Annotated in this window: 16 protein-coding genes and 1 pseudogene; 13 read left to right on the forward strand and 4 right to left on the reverse strand. The window is 69.1% G+C overall.

The features are described 5' to 3' along the window. Window positions 1–379 precede the first annotated feature (379 nt). Together CCK91_RS02485 and CCK91_RS02490 are read left to right on the forward strand one after the other, a co-directional pair. A complete protein-coding gene (locus CCK91_RS02485) occupies window positions 380–1,654 on the forward strand; it encodes an alpha/beta fold hydrolase (protein WP_086472706.1) in 1,275 nt (424 codons plus the stop codon). A gap of 57 nt (window positions 1,655–1,711) precedes the next feature. Continuing rightward, the gene (locus tag CCK91_RS02490; protein WP_086472707.1) at window positions 1,712–2,842 is read left to right on the forward strand and encodes an epoxide hydrolase; all 1,131 of its coding nucleotides are present in this window, start codon (window positions 1,712–1,714) and stop codon (window positions 2,840–2,842) included. A gap of 8 nt (window positions 2,843–2,850) precedes the next feature. Here CCK91_RS02490 and CCK91_RS02495 read toward each other — a convergent pair whose 3' ends face one another. Continuing rightward, on the reverse strand, window positions 2,851–3,297 hold the full coding sequence (locus tag CCK91_RS02495; protein WP_086472708.1) for a MarR family winged helix-turn-helix transcriptional regulator: 447 nt from the start codon (window positions 3,295–3,297) through the stop codon (window positions 2,851–2,853). Between the two features lie 63 nt (window positions 3,298–3,360). Between CCK91_RS02495 and CCK91_RS02500 the strand changes: the two genes are divergently transcribed. Further along, a complete protein-coding gene (locus CCK91_RS02500) occupies window positions 3,361–3,729 on the forward strand; it encodes a VOC family protein (RefSeq protein ID WP_086472709.1) in 369 nt (122 codons plus the stop codon). Between the two features lie 106 nt (window positions 3,730–3,835). Here the strand turns inward: CCK91_RS02500 and CCK91_RS02505 are convergent, their stop codons facing one another. Beyond that, a complete protein-coding gene (locus CCK91_RS02505) occupies window positions 3,836–5,068 on the reverse strand; it encodes an ATP-binding protein (RefSeq protein WP_086472710.1) in 1,233 nt (410 codons plus the stop codon). Between the two features lie 124 nt (window positions 5,069–5,192). Between CCK91_RS02505 and CCK91_RS02510 the strand changes: the two genes are divergently transcribed. The 5 genes from CCK91_RS02510 (at window position 5,193) to CCK91_RS02530 (ending at window position 10,269) form a co-directional block, all read left to right on the forward strand. Then, the gene (locus CCK91_RS02510) at window positions 5,193–5,726 is read left to right on the forward strand and encodes a hypothetical protein (RefSeq protein WP_086472711.1); all 534 of its coding nucleotides are present in this window, start codon (window positions 5,193–5,195) and stop codon (window positions 5,724–5,726) included. Between the two features lie 143 nt (window positions 5,727–5,869). Next, on the forward strand, window positions 5,870–6,916 hold the full coding sequence (locus CCK91_RS02515; protein ID WP_086472712.1) for an NAD(P)-dependent alcohol dehydrogenase: 1,047 nt from the start codon (window positions 5,870–5,872) through the stop codon (window positions 6,914–6,916). A gap of 191 nt (window positions 6,917–7,107) precedes the next feature. After that, on the forward strand, window positions 7,108–8,469 hold the full coding sequence (glnT, locus tag CCK91_RS02520) for a type III glutamate--ammonia ligase (RefSeq protein ID WP_086472713.1): 1,362 nt from the start codon (window positions 7,108–7,110) through the stop codon (window positions 8,467–8,469). A gap of 5 nt (window positions 8,470–8,474) precedes the next feature. Then, window positions 8,475–9,473 (forward strand): alpha/beta fold hydrolase, encoded by a 999-nt coding sequence (locus CCK91_RS02525; protein WP_086472714.1) that lies wholly within the window; start codon window positions 8,475–8,477, stop codon window positions 9,471–9,473. Between the two features lie 58 nt (window positions 9,474–9,531). Continuing rightward, entirely contained in the window at window positions 9,532–10,269 is a 738-nt protein-coding gene (locus CCK91_RS02530) for a TetR/AcrR family transcriptional regulator (RefSeq protein ID WP_086472715.1), read from the forward strand. A 4-nt stretch (window positions 10,270–10,273) separates the two neighbouring features. Here the strand turns inward: CCK91_RS02530 and CCK91_RS19875 are convergent, their stop codons facing one another. Both CCK91_RS19875 and CCK91_RS02540 read right to left on the reverse strand, forming a co-directional pair. Then, on the reverse strand, window positions 10,274–10,498 hold the full coding sequence (locus CCK91_RS19875; RefSeq protein ID WP_242664209.1) for a hypothetical protein: 225 nt from the start codon (window positions 10,496–10,498) through the stop codon (window positions 10,274–10,276). A gap of 128 nt (window positions 10,499–10,626) precedes the next feature. Next, entirely contained in the window at window positions 10,627–11,091 is a 465-nt protein-coding gene (locus tag CCK91_RS02540; RefSeq protein ID WP_086472717.1) for a prevent-host-death protein, read from the reverse strand. Between the two features lie 163 nt (window positions 11,092–11,254). Between CCK91_RS02540 and CCK91_RS02545 the strand changes: the two genes are divergently transcribed. From CCK91_RS02545 to CCK91_RS19880, 5 genes and pseudogenes are all read left to right on the forward strand, one after another. Beyond that, window positions 11,255–12,574, forward strand: a complete 1,320-nt coding sequence (locus CCK91_RS02545) for an ammonium transporter (RefSeq protein WP_086472718.1) — start codon at window positions 11,255–11,257, stop codon at window positions 12,572–12,574. A gap of 97 nt (window positions 12,575–12,671) precedes the next feature. Further along, entirely contained in the window at window positions 12,672–13,352 is a 681-nt protein-coding gene (locus CCK91_RS02550; RefSeq protein WP_086472719.1) for a DedA family protein, read from the forward strand. A 5-nt stretch (window positions 13,353–13,357) separates the two neighbouring features. Further along, window positions 13,358–14,596 carry an ATP-binding protein gene (locus CCK91_RS02555; RefSeq protein ID WP_242664210.1) on the forward strand — a complete coding sequence of 413 codons (1,239 nt, stop codon included), beginning with the start codon at window positions 13,358–13,360 and terminating at the stop codon, window positions 14,594–14,596. Further along, window positions 14,593–15,261 (forward strand): response regulator, encoded by a 669-nt coding sequence (locus CCK91_RS02560; RefSeq protein ID WP_086472721.1) that lies wholly within the window; start codon window positions 14,593–14,595, stop codon window positions 15,259–15,261. The genes CCK91_RS02555 and CCK91_RS02560 overlap by 4 nt, the downstream gene beginning before the upstream one ends. Window positions 15,262–15,532: 271 nt before the next feature. Then, window positions 15,533–16,441: pseudogene (locus CCK91_RS19880) on the forward strand (acyltransferase family protein); the annotation flags it as partial. Window positions 16,442–16,541: the final 100 nt, after the last annotated feature.

Consider the following 16,541-nt stretch of genomic DNA (forward strand, 5'->3'; position numbering starts at 1 on the left):
GTGTCCTGCAGTCGGTCGCTGATACTCAGAACCAGACCCGCCGCAACGTTCCAGACACCCGAATGCCGGCTCAAGCGGCGGCGGGGTCTGGGCCACAACCGGGCGAGGGAGCCCGGTACAGGTCATGGTACACGCTGGATCCGGTCCTTTCGGCGGAATGCCCGGTCCGTTCGCAAGATGGCTATCCGAACCTGGGTACCGGAACCCAGCCCCGCCGCTGCGATCCAGACATTCGGGTGCCGGCTCAAGCGGCGGCGGGGTCTGGGCCACAACCGGGCGAGGGAGCCCGGTACCGGCGATGCTACCGGTCGCGACGGGCGGTGTCATCAGTGGAATCTCGGCGTCGCGCCCGCCCGATCCACGGTCTACCGTGTGAGTCATGGCGGCGCAACGCGACTCCGAGCCTGGTACCGCGGAAGACGGTGCACCGAGTGAGCACGCGGCCACGCGCCGTCGTCGGGTCGTCGGCCGGATCATCGGCGTCGCGGCGTTGGCCGCGTTCATCGTGGCGGCACCCGCCGTCGCGCGTCTACTCGACTTCGGCGTGCGTGTGGGGGAGGGGGCGGCGGTCGAGTCTTCGGTGGAGGGCTTCTACGGTTCCGCCGCGCCCACACCGTCGTCGACCGCAGCGCTTCCAGGGACGATCGTGCGGAGCGAGCCCGCCGTCGGCGCGCCGGACGGTGCCACGGCGCTGCGGGTCGTCTACCACTCGACCGATGTCGACGGCGCCGACATCCTCGTCTCCGGCCTGATCGTCGCACCGAGTGAACCGGCGGCGGTCGGGACTCGAACGGTCGTGTCCTGGGCGCACCCGACGACCGGGACTGCACCGCACTGTGCTCCATCGAGTGGTATCGCACCGTTCGCGCTCATCGAGGGACTCACCGACCTCCTCGCGGACGGCAACGTCGTCGTCGCCACCGACTACGCGGGGATGGGGGTCCCCGGCCCGGCGTCGTTCCTCATCGGCGCGACCGAGGCGGCGAACGTCCTCGACATCGCCCGCGCCGCACAGCACGTCGAGGGCATCGGCGCGAGCGACCGCGTCGTGCTGTGGGGACACTCGCAGGGCGGACACGCGGCCTTGTTCGCGGCACAGCGTGCCGCCACCTACGCGCCCGAGCTCGACGTTCGGGGCGTCGCGGTCGCGGCTCCAGCGAGCGATCTCGCAGCGCTCCTGCAGGACGACATCCGCGACGTCTCCGGCGTCACGATCGGGGCCTACGCCTTCAACGCCTACGAGGAGGCCTACGCCGACCGGCTGCCGACGGACCCGCTGAGCACGATCCTCTCCCCGGCCGGAGTGGCGGCCGTGCCCGCGATGGCGAAGCTGTGTCTCCTCGGCGAGAACAAGCAGTTGCACGACATCGCCGACCCGATGATCGGCTCGTTCCTGACGGCGGACCCGGCGACGGCTCCCGTGTGGAGCGACCTCCTGCAGGAGAACACGCCGACCGAGCGGATCACCGTGCCGCTGTTCGTCGCACAGGGCTCGAAGGACACGCTCATCCGGCCTACCGTGACCGCCGCTTACGTCGCCGCGCAGGAGCAGGCCGGCGCGACGGTCAGCTCACACGTCTACCCCGACGCCGATCACGCCACCGTCGCCCTCACGGCCCTCGCCGACCTCCGGGCCTGGATGCGCACATTGTGATGCGCTAGCGGATCCGGTTCGCCTCCCCTGTCGGACGTCTGCTCTAGCGTCGAGCGCATGCGTTCATTCCGGATCCAGGTGCCCGATGCCGACCTCGAGGACCTGCGGCGGCGACTCGACACGGTTCGCCTCCCCGCCGCGATCGGTGACGCCGGCGAGGAGAGCGCCCTCTCGCTCGACCGGTTGCGGGCGCTCGTCGACCACTGGCGGGACGGCTTCGACTGGCGGCGCGTCGAACGCGAGCTGCAGGAGGTGCCGCAGTTCGAGGCGGAGGTCGACGGGCACTGGCTCCATGCCGCGCGGCTACCGGCGCCGGACGGCGTCACGGTGACGGTCCCGGTGATCGCGTTCCACGGTTGGCCCTACTCCTTCATCGAGATGCTGCCGCTGGCGAAGGAACTCGCAGGACGCACGGTCGACCTCGGCGACGACCGGACGCTCGGCTTCGAGGTCGTCGTCCCCTCCCTGCCCGGGTACGGGTTCTCAGCGCCCCTCGAGGACCGGCCGTTCACCGGCCCGGTGGTCGCCGAACTCATGCACGCACTCATGACGGAGGTGCTGGGGCACGCGAGCTACCTCACCTACGGCGAGGACGTCGGGTCGACGACGAGCGACTGGCTCGCGGCACTGTATCCCGAATCGGTCATCGGCCAGTTGGCGACGCACGCCGCCTTCCCGTCTGCGTCCCGAGCGCGCGACCTCACCGCCGAGGAGCGGGACTGGCTCGATCGACACGACCAGGAGTGGGCTCGCGGTCTCGCCTATGCCCGGGTGCAGGCAACCAGGCCCGAGGTCCTCGCGACGGCCCTGAACGACTCGCCGGTGGGCCTCGCCGCATGGATCACGGAGAAGCTCCTCGCGTGGGCGGGAGCGGGCGACTGGTGGACCGACGACGAGCTGCTGACCACGGTCTCGCTGTACTGGTTCACGCAGAGCATCGGATCATCGTTCCGGCCGTATCGCGACCACCCGAAGCAACCCGAACTCCCGCTGATCGAGGTGCCCGTGGCCGTCGCCGTGCAGACGGGCGAACGCGGACTCCCGCGCTCCCACGCGGCGAGGGCCTACAGCGACATCCGGAGCTGGACGGAACTGGATCGCGGGGCGCACTTCACGGCCTGGCAGGTCCCGGTCACGGTTGCGGACCGGATCCAGGCGTTCGTGGAGACGCTTCCCATCACCGACTGACGGGTGCCTCAGCGCTCGTCGTCGCGAAGTGATCTGATCATGCTGCGCAGGACGACGAGTGCCTCCCGCTGCTGCTCGGCGGTCAGGCCGCTCAGCATCCTGACCTCGACCGATCGCACGGCGGCGGTCGCCTGTGCGAGATGCTCACGACCGAGCGGCGTGAGCCGGGTCGGCAGCGCTTTGCCGACGGGAGCCTGTTCCGGACGGCTGACGAAGCCATCGCGCTCGAGGGCCTGCAGGAGCACGTTCATGGACTGTCGGGTGACGAAGGCGCCGCGGGCCAGTTCGGAGTTCGAGAGCCCTGGTCGCTGGGCCAGGAGTTCAAGGCAGGAGTAGTGCGTGATCGTCATGCCGAGTGGCCGCAGCACCGCCTCCATGGCTGAGCGGAGTGCGCTCGACGCCTCCTTCAGGAGGTACCCCAGCGAGGTGTCCAGTTCGATCCCGTCTTGACTCATGTCAGTATTCTGACATATGCTGAATGTGTCAGACAACTGACACGACAGAAATGGACGCACATCATGCCCGTCACCGGACCGGACTTCATCTCCCTCCAGGTCACCGACCTCGACGCCTCGCAAGCCTTCTACGAGCAGTACCTCGGCCTCGTCCGCTCGCAGGCCGGCCCGCCGCACGCGGTCGTCTTCGAGACGACGCCGACGGCCTTCGCCCTGCGTGACATCGTCCCCGGGGTCGATCTCGCGTCCGCGCCCCAGCCTGGGATCGGTGCGGCGATCTGGCTGCACGCCACGGACGTCCAGGACATCCACGACGCCCTCGTCGCCGACGGCCACACGATCGTCTCGGCTCCGATCGACGGCCCGTTCGGTCGCACCTTCACCTTCGCCGACCCCGACGGCTACCAGCTGACCCTCCACGACCGCGCCTGAGCTGTCCAGTGCCCGAGTCTGTCCGCGCCTGACGCGCTCTCCGCCACCCGCTCGCATGCGATGATCGTCGTCCGGCCGGTGGGTTCAGGGCGGATGTGATGACGGATCAGTTGACGCGCGGCCAGTCCGTTGTCAGATAGGCCTCGACTGCCCGATTGCGGAACGAGTACGGCTTTCCTCGAGTGATGATGCCGCGCACGGTGTCCAGCCGCTGCGACGTCGGACCGACCTGCGTTGCTGCTGTCATGCCCATCTGCTCGGCGATCTTGGTCAACTTCCGGTCTGCAGGCGGCAGAGCCGCCATCGCGTCGATGAACTCGTGCTCGCGAGTCGGGAGCCGGTTCAGGATGCGTTCGACGTGCGCCGATGCCTCGCCCTCCGCTCCACTCCACCCGGTCACAACCTGATCCTCTGAGATGACCGAGGTCTGCGCTGCGTTCCAGGCGCGCTGTCCGGCGAGCTGGAACAGGAACGGTTCCCCACAACACAGGGCCACGATCGCTTTGGCCGCCTCTTGGCTCATGCTCACCCGCGCGATGCCGTGTTCATCGTCCTGGGTCTCCCATCCCTCGAGGATGAACGGCTGCAATGCTTCGAGCAGATCGTCCTCGTCGAGCGCTGTCAGTGTGGTGGTACGGAAGCGCCTCGCGAATGTTGCTCCTTTTCGAGCGCCGGCCATGTCCTCGAAGTCCGGCAGTCCGGTGAGGTATACGGCGATCGGTAGGAATCGGGTTACGTAGAGCCCACCGGGGGCTGAGACCTCCACCTCATAGGACAGGGCGTCGCCGAGCGCGATGAGCAGTTGCGACAGTGCGGCTTCATCGGTGATGTTCTGCACCTCGTCGATGTGAATCAGAATCACCGCATCCTGATCGATCGCTGCCTGCCCGAGTTCGATCAGGAGGTCGAACAGCGCGGTGAAGGGCTCCGGCCCTTCACCCCCACCCATCGCGAGGGAAAAGCCTGAAATCGCCACCTGCTCGACCCTGCTGAGGAGGTCCATGACCCGCTGCCGGGTCGAGGTTCGAAGACCTGCCTTATCAGCGAGTCGCAGCACTGCGGAGGCGACGATCTTCAGTGGATCAGCACCAGAGGGTATCCGCAGTTGCGGTGTCACCCAGTCTCCAGCGTCCGCCGCGTCGCGGGCGATCTTGCGGACCAGGCTCGATTTGCCGGTTCCGGGTTCGCCGAGGATTGTTCGGCCGGTCTCATACAGGCCTGCACGTCTGCGCGGACGAACCGCATCCCGCCAATCGCTCAGTTGCTCGACGCGGCCTGCCCAGACATCGGGTACCACGTCTGAGCCGGGCTGAAAGGGATTCGTGACAGGTGATCGCATGACGATAACTTTATCACCGACCTATCACGGCGGAGATAAAGTTATCAATACCCATCGCCAGGATTCGAGTGGGATGGCTCTCTCGCTCGAGCCTCCAAGGTCGGGGGTGTCGGAGAATGGACGGATGCGACGATCGAGAGTGCACGTGATGGGTGCCAGTGGCAGTGGCGTGACGACGCTCGGGCGGGCGCTCGCCGACCACTGGTCCGTCCCGCACGCCGACGCCGACGACTACTTCTGGGTGCCGACGGACCCGCCCTACGTGACCAAGCGTTCTGACGCTGAGCGGGTGCGGCTCATGCGCGAGCTGTTCGTACCGCGCGAGGCGTGGGTCCTGTCGGGCTCGATGCCCGGCTGGGGTGACGAGATCGTCGCCGAGTGCGACGCGATCGTCTTCGTGACCCTCGATCCGGCGGAGCGGCTGCGGCGTCTGGAGGCCCGAGAGATCGAGCGGCGGGCCGGCGAACCCCACGACGACCGTGCGTGGCGGGAGTTCCGTGCGTGGGCGAGCGGCTACGACGACCCCGCGTTCGACGGCCGGAGTCGGGCGTCGCACGAGGCCTGGCTCGCGACCCTGCCACAGCCGGTCCTCCAGGTCGACAGCGGGCTGCCGCGATCTGCGCTCCTCGAGGTCGTGCTGGCCTGGGAACCGCGCTGACGGTTGTCGGTGCCAGAGCGCTGTCAACGGGGTGCCGGCCGCCGGATCGAGGCGCATACTGGAACGGTCAGACTTATCTGACACACGTCGCTTAGTGAGCGACTGCGGCGTGCGGTTCCGACGCTCGAGGAGGATGTCTCACCATGAAGGCACTGCGGTACACGAAGATCGGCTCGGCCCCTGAGGTCGTCGAGATCGAGAAGCCGACACCGGGGCCGGGTGAGATCCTGCTGAAGGTCACCGCCGCCGGCGTCTGTCACTCCGACGACTACGTCATGAGCCTCCCCGAGGAGGACTACCTCGCGCAGCAGTACCCGCTGCCGCTCACGCTCGGACACGAGGGTGCCGGCGTCATCGAGTCGTTCGGTGAGGGTGTCGAGACGGGCCTGCAGATCGGAGACGCGGTCGCCGTCTACGGACCGTGGGGCTGTGGTCACTGCCTGAACTGTTCGCAGGGCAAGGAGAACTACTGCACGAACGCCGTCGCCGAGGGGATCCGTCCTCCTGGACTCGGCAGCCAGGGCTCGATGGCCGAGTACATGATCGTCGACGACGTGCGCCACCTGGTGCCGATCGGGGACCTCGACCCCGTGAAGAACGTGTCGCTCACCGATGCCGGCCTCACGCCGTACCACGCGATCAAGCGCAGCCTGCCGAAGCTCGGAGCCGGCACTTTCGCCGTCGTCATCGGATCCGGTGGCCTCGGTCACGTCGGCATCCAGATGCTCAAAGCGCTCTCGGGCGCGACGGTCATCGTCCTCGACGTGAGCGACGAGAAGCTCGAGCTGGCGAAGCACGTCGGTGCTGACGTCACGCTCATCAGCGACGAGTCGGCCGCGGGCAAGATCCGCGAGCTGACCGGCGGCGTCGGGGTCAACGCGGTGTTCGACTTCGTCGGCGCCAACCCGACGATCGCCACGGCCACCGCGGTCGCCGCCATGGAGGCCGACGTGACGATCGTCGGCATCGGCGGCGGATCGGCGACCATCGGCTTCGGGTCGATCGCCTACGACGCCGCCGTCCGGGTGCCGTACTGGGGTTCGCGGAGCGAGCTCATCGAGGTCTTCGAGCTCGCGAAGGCGGGCAAGGTCGACGTCGAGGTGCAGCCGTACTCGCTCGACGACGCCCCGAAGGCCTACGAGGACCTGCACGCGGGCACGATCCGCGGTCGCGCGGTCATCGTCCCGTAACCACGACTCCCGGAACCGGCGTCCGTCGCACTCGCGACGGGCGCCGGTTCTGCGTTCCAGCGCACCTCGGCGCAGGGTTCACACCCCGGAAACACTTTCGACACTGCATCGAAACTCCAGCCGCGCATACTTTCAATACAGTATCGAAATGAGTCGCGGCGAGGGCAGCGACGCAACCGGAGGAGCATCCCATGACCGTCGTCGAGACCGTTACCACCGTGGAGTCCGTCCGCGCCCGACTGCAGGAGGCCGGCGTCAAGTACGCCATGGCGAGCTTCGTGGACATGCACGGCAGCATCAAGACCAAGTTCGTCCCGCTGTCGCACCTCGAGCGCATGGCCGGGGGATCGGAGCTCTTCACGGGGGCCGCGCTCGACGGCCTCCCGCAGGCGATCAGTGACGAGGAGCTCTCCGCTCGCCCCGACCTCGACAGCGCCGTGCAGTTGCCGTGGCGGAAGGACGTCGCCTTCTTCGCGAGCGACCTCTACACGAAGGGCGAGCCGTTCGAGGCGGCGTCGCGCAACATCCTCAAGCGCCAGCTCGATGCCGCGGCCGAGATGGGCTTCACCTTCAACCTCGGGATCGAGACCGAGTTCTTCGTCCTCAAGGACACCCCGGATGGTGTGACCGAGGTCAGCGATCGCGACGACCTCGCGAAGCCCTGCTACACGGCGACCGCCGCGCTCGACAACCTCGACTGGCTCACCGAGCTGGTCGAGGCGATGACCGAGATGGGCTGGGGCGTGTACTCGTTCGACCACGAGGACGCCCCGGGGCAGTTCGAGATCGACTTCAACTACTCCGACGCGCTCACCATGGCCGACCGCGCTGTCTTCTTCCGCCTCATGGCCAACGAGATCGTCCGCAAGCACGGCTACTTCGCCACCTTCATGCCGAAGCCGTTCGCCGACCGCAGTGGGTCGGGTGCGCACTTCAACATGTCGCTCGCCGACATCGAGACCGGCGAGAACCTGTTCGAGACCGACGACGACCCGCGTGGTTGCGGCATCTCGGAGCTCGGCTACAAGTTCATCGCCGGAGTCCTGAAGCACGCGCCGGCGCTCTCGGCGGTCATCGCGCCGACGGTCAACAGCTACAAGCGCCTCGTGCGTCAGGGCAGCATGTCGGGCTCGACCTGGGCGCCGGTGTTCGTGAGCTACGGCAACAACAACCGCACCAACATGCTCCGCGTGCCCCTGCAGGGTGGCCGCGTGGAGTGCCGGGCGGCCGACATCAGCTGCAACCCGTACCTCGGGGCGGCGCTCATCCTCGCCGCGGGCCTCGAGGGCATCCGTGAGGACCTCGACCCGGGTGCGCCGCACACCGAGAACATGTACGACTACACCGAGGCGCAGGTCGCGCAGCTCGGCATCGGCATGCTGCCGCGCAGCCTCGGCGAGGCGGTCGACGAATTCGCCACCGACTCGCTGTCGCGTGCCGTGTTCGGCGAGGCGATGTACGACGCGTTCATCGACTACAAGCGCCAGGAATGGAACGAGTACCAGGCGCACGTGTCGGACTGGGAGACCGCCCGCTACCTGAAGTTCTTCTGATCCCGATGCACCAGGTCCTCGACCTCGGGAGGTTCGCGCTGGAGTCCGGCGCGGACCTCCCGGAGGCGCGGCTCGCGTACACGACGCAGGGCGCGCTGAACGCCGACGGCGACAACGCCGTCCTGCTCCCGAGCTACTACACCGGGACGCACGCGAGCTACGAGCCGTGGATCGGGCCGGGCCGGGCGCTCGACCCCGAGCGTTGGTTCATCGTCTCGGTCAACCTGTTCGGCAACGGCGTCTCGACGTCACCGTCGAACGCGGCTGAGGAGGTGCGCGGTGCCGCGTTCCCTGAGGTCTCGATCGGCGACGACGTCCGTGCGCAACGGCAGCTCGCCGAACACCTCGGTGTCCGCCGCTGGCGGCTGATCGCCGGCTGGTCGATGGGCGCGCTGCAGGCGTACCAGTGGGCGGTGCGGTACCCGGAGTACGTCGACGCGTTCCTCCCCGTCGCCGGTGCCGCGCGGTGTTCGCCCCACAACGCCGTCTTCCTGGCTGGCGTCGAGGCGGCGCTCCGGGCGGATCCAGCGTTCGACGGCGGCCGCTACACGACACCGCCGCGGGCCGGACTCCGCGCATTCGGAACGGTGTACGCGGGGTGGGCCTACTCGCAGGCGTTCTTCCGGGACGGCACCTACCGAGAGCTCGGGTACACCGACGTCGCAGACCTCCTCGAGGACTGGGCGGCCGACCACGAGCGGTGGGACGCGAACAACCTGCTCGCGATGCTGCGCACCTGGCAGCGGGCGGATCCCGGGCGAGGGGTCGAGGGCGGTTTGGCCGCGGCCCTCGGGGGCGTGCGCGCGCGGAGCATCGTCATGCCGTCGTCGACCGACCTCTACTTCACCGTCGAGGACAACGTCCTGGAGTCGGCGATGATGCGTCGGAGCGAGGTGCGGGTGATCGAGTCCGACCTCGGCCATGTCGCGGGGCGGCCTGGCGTGCGTGCGGCCGAGACGGCCGTGATCGGGGCGGCCATGCGGGAGCTGCTGGGCGAGAGGTGAGCCGTCCTGCCCGCCCGTAGGATTGGTGGAGGTGTCCGCGAGCAGGGAGTGGTGATCGATGGCCGGCCGCACAGGAGCATCGCCCGGTCGTCCTCGCGCGAGCGGCATCGCCGCTGAGGATCCTCGTGAGGAGATCATCCAGGTCGCGACCAGGTTGTTCGCGGAGCGCGGGTACGAGCGCACGAGCATGACGATGCTGGCCGAGGCGTGCGGGATGAAGCAGTCCTCGCTCTACTACTGGTTCGCGAACAAGCGCGAGGTGCTGCGGGCGACCGCCGCCTCGAACCGCCAGTCGGTCGGCGCCGCGGAGGCCCTCGGTCCGATCGAGGCTGACGTTCCCGCGAAGCTCTACCGGGTCCTCTACGAGGACGGTGTGGCAATCTGCGAGGCGCCCTTCGACTACAACGAGATCGAGCGGCTCGCGGCGGAGCATCCCGACGACCTCGCGTCGTTCTGGGACGACTACCGCACGCTGTTCACCTTCATCGCCGGACTCATCCGCGACGGCGTCGAGCAGGGGACCCTCGTGCTCGGCGGCAGCGAGACGCCGGAGTGGGCGGCAGCGGCCGCACTCCACGCCAACGAGGGCATGCAGAAGGCCTACCGCTATGGCTCCGGCGACATCGCCGCCCAGTACCCGCCGGTCGAGGCTGCCGAGGGTGCGAGCGAGACCGACCGCATCAGGGCCTTCGCCCGGCGCACCGCCTCCGCCACCCTCCACAGCCTGTTGGTCGACCGCGCTGCGCTCGCCGACGTCGAGCGGGCTGCGCTCCAACTCGACCTCGCCGGGGGGTGAGCCGCTACTTCGTCTCGTTCGGGTGGCTCGTGTGCACCTGCTCCAGGTAGACGGTGTGTCCGTCGACGTAGTACCAGATGCGCGCCGTTCCCTTCGCGGTCGGCTTGTGTTGCCAGCGTTCGTGCGTCTGCCCAGCTCGGGTGATGACGCCGAGATCGCCCATGAGTCGGTAATTCGTGAGCGTGGTGTCCAACGGCGTCGAGGTGAGGAAGTCCCAGGTGTCGGCCATGGAGTTCCGAATGGTGGCAACGAGGTCCTGCCACCCGCGGCTGGCCTCGACGGTCGCGAATCGTATCTCGTACTGGATCTTCTTCGGCGGGCGCGGAACCAGCGCGCCTCTCTTGGATGCCGCCACGGTCAGGGGCGCTCCACCGGCCCGACCTCGTCGGTCTCGAGCCAGACGAGGTCGACCGCGCCGAGGCCCGCAGCCAGGGCCGTGGCCGTCTCCTTCCAGGAGGTCAGCCGGGTGATCGCCAGGTGCGGCTGATCGGTCGCGATCGACGCGCGGGCTGCGTCGACGAGGTCTTGCGCGCACGTCGCCCGGTCCGCGTTCGAGAGCGCGAGCATCCAGGGAAATGCCCGGGACATCCGCTCAGCGAGTGTGCCGGTGTCGTCGAGGGTCACGGTGATGAGCTGCGCAGCGAAGTCCAGGAGTCGAGCGCGGGCTTCGGCTTCACGTTGTGACATGAGGACGAGTGGCTCGCCGTCACGGCGGGTCACCGTGACGGGGTGATCGTCGGCCTCGGCGAAGACCTCGGCCGAGTGCTTGCTCAGATCGGAAGAACGGCGACTGAGTGTAGGGAGGTAGGTCGAAGCGCTCATCCATCAATGGTATTCGGAATGTATTCGGAAGTCCATGAGGACGCAATGTAACGAACACGAAACGGATTCGATACTGCATTGAAACCGGTCGTCACGACAATTGGATGACCTATTGAAAATGCGGTCGTCCGTTTCGGATCCCGCGCGAACCCTGGAGGTCCGGATGGACACGGCTGCAATCGCGGGCAACACGGCATGGCTCCTGACGGCGGTGGTGGCCGTGGCGCTGATGCTGCCCGGCCTGGCGATGTTCTACGGCGGGATGGTCAGCCGTCGCGTCACCATGAACATGATGATGATGATCTTCGCGTCGTTCTGTCTCGTCGGGATCCTCTGGGTCGCGTTCGGCTACTCGATGGTCTTCGGCGACAGCCTCGGTGGCCTCGGACTCGTCGGCGACCCCACCGAGTACCCCGGCCTCGGCCAGTTGCTTGTCGCCCCCGAGGGGAGCACGCTGCCGCCGCTGGCGCTCGCCGCACTCCACCTGATGTTCGCCGGTCTCACGATCGGGATCGTCGCTGGAGCGGCCGCCGGTCGGATGAAGTTCAGCGCATGGATGGTCTTCGCCGGCGTCTGGTCGACGCTCGTCTACTTCCCTGTCGCGCACTGGGTCTTCGCCTTCGACTCCGCTGACGGCAGCGTGCAGGGCGGGTGGCTCGCCAACACGATCGGCTCGATCGACTACGCCGGCAGCACCGCGATCCACGTCAACTCCGGGGTCGCCGCACTCGCCCTCGCCATCGTCCTGGGCAAGCGGAACGGCTTCCCGTCGCAGCCCAAGGCGCACAGCCTCCCGCTCACGCTCCTCGGCGCCGGCCTGCTCTTCGTCGGGTGGATCGGCTTCGACGGCAGCGCCCTCGGTGCCGCCGACAACAACGCCGCCGTCGCCGTCTTCAACACCGTCGCCGCGACCTGCGCGGGCGTCATCGTCTGGCTCGTCGTCGAGAAGCTGCGCGACGGTCACCCCACGACCCTCGGCGCCTGTTCGGGCGCGATCGCCGCACTCGTCGCCATCACGCCGTCCTGCGGTGCGGTCACCCCGCTCGGCTCGCTCGCGATCGGTGCCGCCGCAGCGGTCGTCTGCTACTTCGCGGTGAGCCTCAAGGTCCGCCTCGGCTTCGACGACGCCCTCGACGTCACTGCCCTGCACTTCGTCGGCGGCGTGGTCGGTGGTCTCCTCATCGGTGTCCTCGCGGTCCCGCTCGCGCCGAGCGGTGGAGAGGGGCTCCTCGCGGGCGGAGGCTTCCTGCTCCTGGGTAAGCAGGCGCTCGCGATCGTCGCCGTCTTCGTCTACACCTTCTCCATCACCTGGGTGCTCGCGAAGGTGCTCGACAAGACGATGGGCATCCGCGTGTCAGCCGAGACGGAGGCGCAAGGCCTCGACGTCGTCCTCCACGCCGAGAACGCCTACGAGATCAGCACGCACGAAGCGCTCGCCCCGCGTGGGCACGCCGAACCGAAGGTCCCGGCCGTCGTCGACTAGGACCGGCACCGGCGGCGCCGCAGAACACCACCGGGGTAGGGGGTCCGCGATACCCCAGGGTGATGCTGCGGCGCCGTCCGCTTCGTAGCGTCGGAGCATGGACGTCATCAACGAGCTCATCCTCAACGCAGTGACCTCACCGTGGCTGTACGTGGTGATGTTCGCGACCGCCGTCATCGACGGGTTCTTCCCGCCGATCCCGAGCGAGACGGTGCTCGTCGCCGCGGCAGCCGTCGCGGTCTCGACCGGCGGATCGAACCTCCTGCTGCTCTGCGCCGTCGCGGCGGTGGGAGCGGCGATCGGCGACAACCTCGCCTACCTCATCGGCCGTGGCGTCGGCACGACCCGCTTCGCCTGGATGCGGCGTCCGCGCATCGCCGCGGCCTTCGACCGGGCCGGGCGGACCCTCGGCCGGCGGGGCGCGCCGCTCATCCTGGGTGCGCGCTACATCCCCGTCGGACGGGTCGCCGTCAACATGTCGGCGGGTGCCCTCCGGTACCCGTGGCGTCGTTTCCTGCCCCTGAGCGTCATCGGTGGCGTGACCTGGGCCGCCTACAGCGCGATCATCGGCGTCGTCGCCGGCAAGCTCTTCGAGGACCAGCCGTTCCTCAGCTCCGTGCTCGGTGTGGGCGTCGCGCTCGTCCTCGGTCTGGTCGTCGACCGGGTCGCAGCCATCCGTCGTCGTCGCCGTGAGCGGTCCGATGCGGCCGGCGACGGGACACCGGCGGAATCAGACACCGAGGAGCACCCGCCGGCCCTGGCGCTGATGGGACAATGACCCTCATGGATCGGACGGCGCGCGGCACCTCCCGCCGCACCGTCGGGCTCTTCGTCCTCGCGGGTGTCGGCGTCGTCCTGCTGAGCGTCCTCGTTCCGATCCAGAGCCTCCTCTACGGGACCGTGCTCCCGGCGTCGTTCCTCCTCGGAGCCGCGATCTGCGGCGCGCCGCTCCTGTCCGTTGTGCTCCCACGCGTCGCGATCGTGCTGTTCTCCGCGGCGGCCTTCGTGCTCCCGCTGGTCGCCTCGCCCGGCCACGACCCGGTCTGGCCGTGGCCATGGTCGGTGCCCGCGCTCATCGCCTTCGCCGTGTTCGTCGGCGTCGTCACCTTCCTCCACAGCTGGCTGCTGGGACTCATCCCGTTGCTCGTCGGCATCGCGGGCTCGCTCGTCGCGGCGCTCCTCGTCCCGTCCGCCGCCGACGCGACAGCCATGGCCGCGGACCTCATCGTCGCGTCATCCGTCGCGGGGGTGGCGTACCTCGTGGCGTTGCTCGTCTCGGGACGCGTGCGGGTGGGGGAGGAGCTGACCCGGGAGCGTGAGATCTCCGCCGCCGAGCAGTCCCGGCGCGTGCTCGTCGAGGAGCGCACCCGCATCGCCCGCGAGCTCCACGACGTGGTCGCGCACAGCATGTCTGTCATCCAGGTGCAGGCCTCGACGGCGAAGTACCGCGTGCCCGGCCTCGCCGAGGACGCCGCAGCGGAGTTCGACGACATCGCCGCTACCGCGCGCGGCTCGCTCGTCGAGATGCGGCGTCTGCTCGGCGTCCTGCGCACCGAGGACCAGGTCGCAGAACTCGCTCCGCAACAGGGCCTGGACGACCTCCCTGCGCTCGCCGACGGCCTGCGCCGCGTGGGTGCCGACATCACCCTCTCGATCGACCGCGGCGACGAGGGCGCCCTGCCCATCCCGCCGACCGTGCAGATCGCGGCGTTCCGTATCGTGCAGGAGGCGATGAGCAACGCCGTCCGACACGCACCGGGCGCGCCAATCGTCGTCGACGTCCGGGTCGACGCGACCGCGGTGCAGCTGCGCATCCACAACGGCCCTGCGCAGAGCCCCGGGGAGCACGGCGCGGGCCACGGCCTCCGCGGCATGCTCGAACGCGCCGCCCTCCTCGGCGGCACCCTCGACGCCGGCCCCGACGGCGCCGGCGGTTGGCTCGTGACGGCCGTACTGCCCGCCGGCGAGCCGAACCCGACGCCATCCCGCCCCCGATCCAGCCCGACGAAGGACCGCCTGTGACCATCGACGTCCTCATCGCCGACGACCAGGCCATGGTCCGAGCCGGGTTCGCCGCGCTCCTCGACGCCCACGACGGGATCCGGGTGACGGGGCAGGCCGCGAACGGTGCCGAAGCGGTCACGCTGTCCGCGCGGCTCGACCCCGACGTCATCCTCATGGACGTCCGCATGCCCGAGCTCGACGGCATCGAGGCGGCGAAGCGCATCCTCGGCCCGGGCTACCCGGCGGCGAAGGTCCCTCGCATCATCATGCTCACCACCTTCGACATCGACGACTACGTCTACGACGCCCTGCAGGCCGGGGCGAGCGGCTTCCTCCTCAAGGACGCGCTGCCCGAGGACCTCGTGCACGCCGTGCGGGTGGTCGCGGCCGGCGACGCGCTGCTGGCCCCGAGCGTCACCCGGCGGATGATCGCGCAGTTCGCCGCGCAGAAGCCTCGCGCCTCGCATGGCGCCGCGCGGCTGGCGGAGCTCACCGAGCGCGAGCGCGAGGTGCTCGTCCTCATCGGCCATGGGCGGTCGAACAGCGAGATCGCCGCGACCCTGTTCATCGCGGAGCAGACCGTGAAGACCCATGTCGGCAAGGTCCTCGCCAAGGTCGGCGCGCGCGACCGCGTGCAGGCCGTGATCTTCGCCTACGACACCGGACTCGTCGCCCCGTCCTGACCCGGACTCCGCGCGTCGGCGCCTCACCCCTGGGTACGGGGCGCGACGACACCGCCGGGTGATGTGCCCTCGGGTGCCGCGTTCGTAACCTCCTCGGACATCACCGAGGAGGACCGTCATGGCCATCACCCACGCAGCACCGATCGACGCCGGAACCGATCGCACCAGACCGGTCCGCACCGGGCTCGATCGCACCCGGGGCGAACGCGACCGCGGCATCGACCTCGTGCGTGCCTGCTGCATCGTCGGTGTCGTCGTCCTGCACGCGATGATGGTCGGCGTGACGGTGACCTCCGTCGGTCCCGTGTTCGAGAACGCGAGTGACGGCACCGCCTGGATCGCCCCGCTCAGCTGGGTCCTGCAGGTCATGCCGCTCTTCTTCGTCATCGGCGGCTTCGCCGGCCTGCTCGCGTATCGACGCCACCGGTCGCATGGTGCGCCGGCCTCGGCGTTCGTCGCCGCGCGGCTCCATCGCCTGTTGCTCCCCGCGGTCGTCAGCATCGGCTGCGTGGGAGCCGCCCTCGCGATGCTGACCGTGGTCGGTGTCCCCGCCGACCTCGTCGCCATGGCCGGTTTCCGGTTCGGCCAGCCACTCTGGTTCCTCGGCGTCTTCCTGCTCTGCCAGGCACTGCTGCCTGCGCTCGCCGCCGCCCACGAGCGCGCACCGCTCCGGTCGAACGCGACACTCGCCATCGCCGCCGTGCTGGTCGACGTCCTGCGTGCTGCCACTGGTGTCGACGCCCTCGGATTCATCAACCTCGTCCTCGTCTGGACCGCGCTCCAGCAACTCGGGTTCTTCCTGGCGGACGGCTCGATCGGTGCGCTCAGCCGGCGTGTCCGGGCGGCTGCCGGTGTCGGGGCGGTCGTCGTCCTCGTGCTCACGTGGTGGACCGGCGTCTACTCCAGCGACCTCATCGCGAACATCAACCCGCCCACCGCGGCGCTGCTCCTCGTCGGGGTCGCCCACACGGCACTGCTGTCGCTCGTCCGCGAACGACTCACTCGGCTGAGCGCGCGTCGCCGGGTCGCGTTCGTGACCGACTTCGTCACCCGTCGCGCCATGACGATCTACCTCTGGCACATGCCGGTACTCCTCGCCATGGCCGGCGCGTCCGCCGTGTTCGCGCTGACGACCGGCATCGCCCTCCCCGCGCCGGACAGCCTCGGGTGGTGGCTCGGACGGCCCCTCTGGCTGGCGGTGGCACTGACACTGACCGCACTGGTCGCGACGGTGTTCGCCCGCGTCGAGGCGGTTCCGAGCCCGGTCGCGACCGGTGCAC

It is taken from the genome of Plantibacter elymi (nom. nud.) (assembly GCF_900177795.1).
GTDB lineage: Bacteria > Actinomycetota > Actinomycetes > Actinomycetales > Microbacteriaceae > Plantibacter > Plantibacter elymi.

Excerpts from the sequence above, each read along its gene's own strand:
- CCK91_RS02485 (WP_086472706.1), top strand. The coding sequence starts at position 380 with ATGGCGGCGCAACGCGACTCCGAGCCTGGTACCGCGGAAGACGGTGCA.
- CCK91_RS02490 (WP_086472707.1), top strand. The coding sequence starts at position 1,712 with ATGCGTTCATTCCGGATCCAGGTGCCCGATGCCGACCTCGAGGACCTG.
- CCK91_RS02495 (WP_086472708.1), bottom strand. The coding sequence starts at position 3,297 with ATGAGTCAAGACGGGATCGAACTGGACACCTCGCTGGGGTACCTCCTG.
- CCK91_RS02500 (WP_086472709.1), top strand. The coding sequence starts at position 3,361 with ATGCCCGTCACCGGACCGGACTTCATCTCCCTCCAGGTCACCGACCTC.
- CCK91_RS02505 (WP_086472710.1), bottom strand. The coding sequence starts at position 5,068 with ATGCGATCACCTGTCACGAATCCCTTTCAGCCCGGCTCAGACGTGGTA.
- CCK91_RS02510 (WP_086472711.1), top strand. The coding sequence starts at position 5,193 with ATGCGACGATCGAGAGTGCACGTGATGGGTGCCAGTGGCAGTGGCGTG.
- CCK91_RS02515 (WP_086472712.1), top strand. The coding sequence starts at position 5,870 with ATGAAGGCACTGCGGTACACGAAGATCGGCTCGGCCCCTGAGGTCGTC.
- glnT (WP_086472713.1), top strand. The coding sequence starts at position 7,108 with ATGACCGTCGTCGAGACCGTTACCACCGTGGAGTCCGTCCGCGCCCGA.
- CCK91_RS02525 (WP_086472714.1), top strand. The coding sequence starts at position 8,475 with ATGCACCAGGTCCTCGACCTCGGGAGGTTCGCGCTGGAGTCCGGCGCG.
- CCK91_RS02530 (WP_086472715.1), top strand. The coding sequence starts at position 9,532 with ATGGCCGGCCGCACAGGAGCATCGCCCGGTCGTCCTCGCGCGAGCGGC.
- CCK91_RS19875 (WP_242664209.1), bottom strand. The coding sequence starts at position 10,498 with ATGGCCGACACCTGGGACTTCCTCACCTCGACGCCGTTGGACACCACG.
- CCK91_RS02540 (WP_086472717.1), bottom strand. The coding sequence starts at position 11,091 with ATGAGCGCTTCGACCTACCTCCCTACACTCAGTCGCCGTTCTTCCGAT.
- CCK91_RS02545 (WP_086472718.1), top strand. The coding sequence starts at position 11,255 with ATGGACACGGCTGCAATCGCGGGCAACACGGCATGGCTCCTGACGGCG.
- CCK91_RS02550 (WP_086472719.1), top strand. The coding sequence starts at position 12,672 with ATGGACGTCATCAACGAGCTCATCCTCAACGCAGTGACCTCACCGTGG.
- CCK91_RS02555 (WP_242664210.1), top strand. The coding sequence starts at position 13,358 with ATGGATCGGACGGCGCGCGGCACCTCCCGCCGCACCGTCGGGCTCTTC.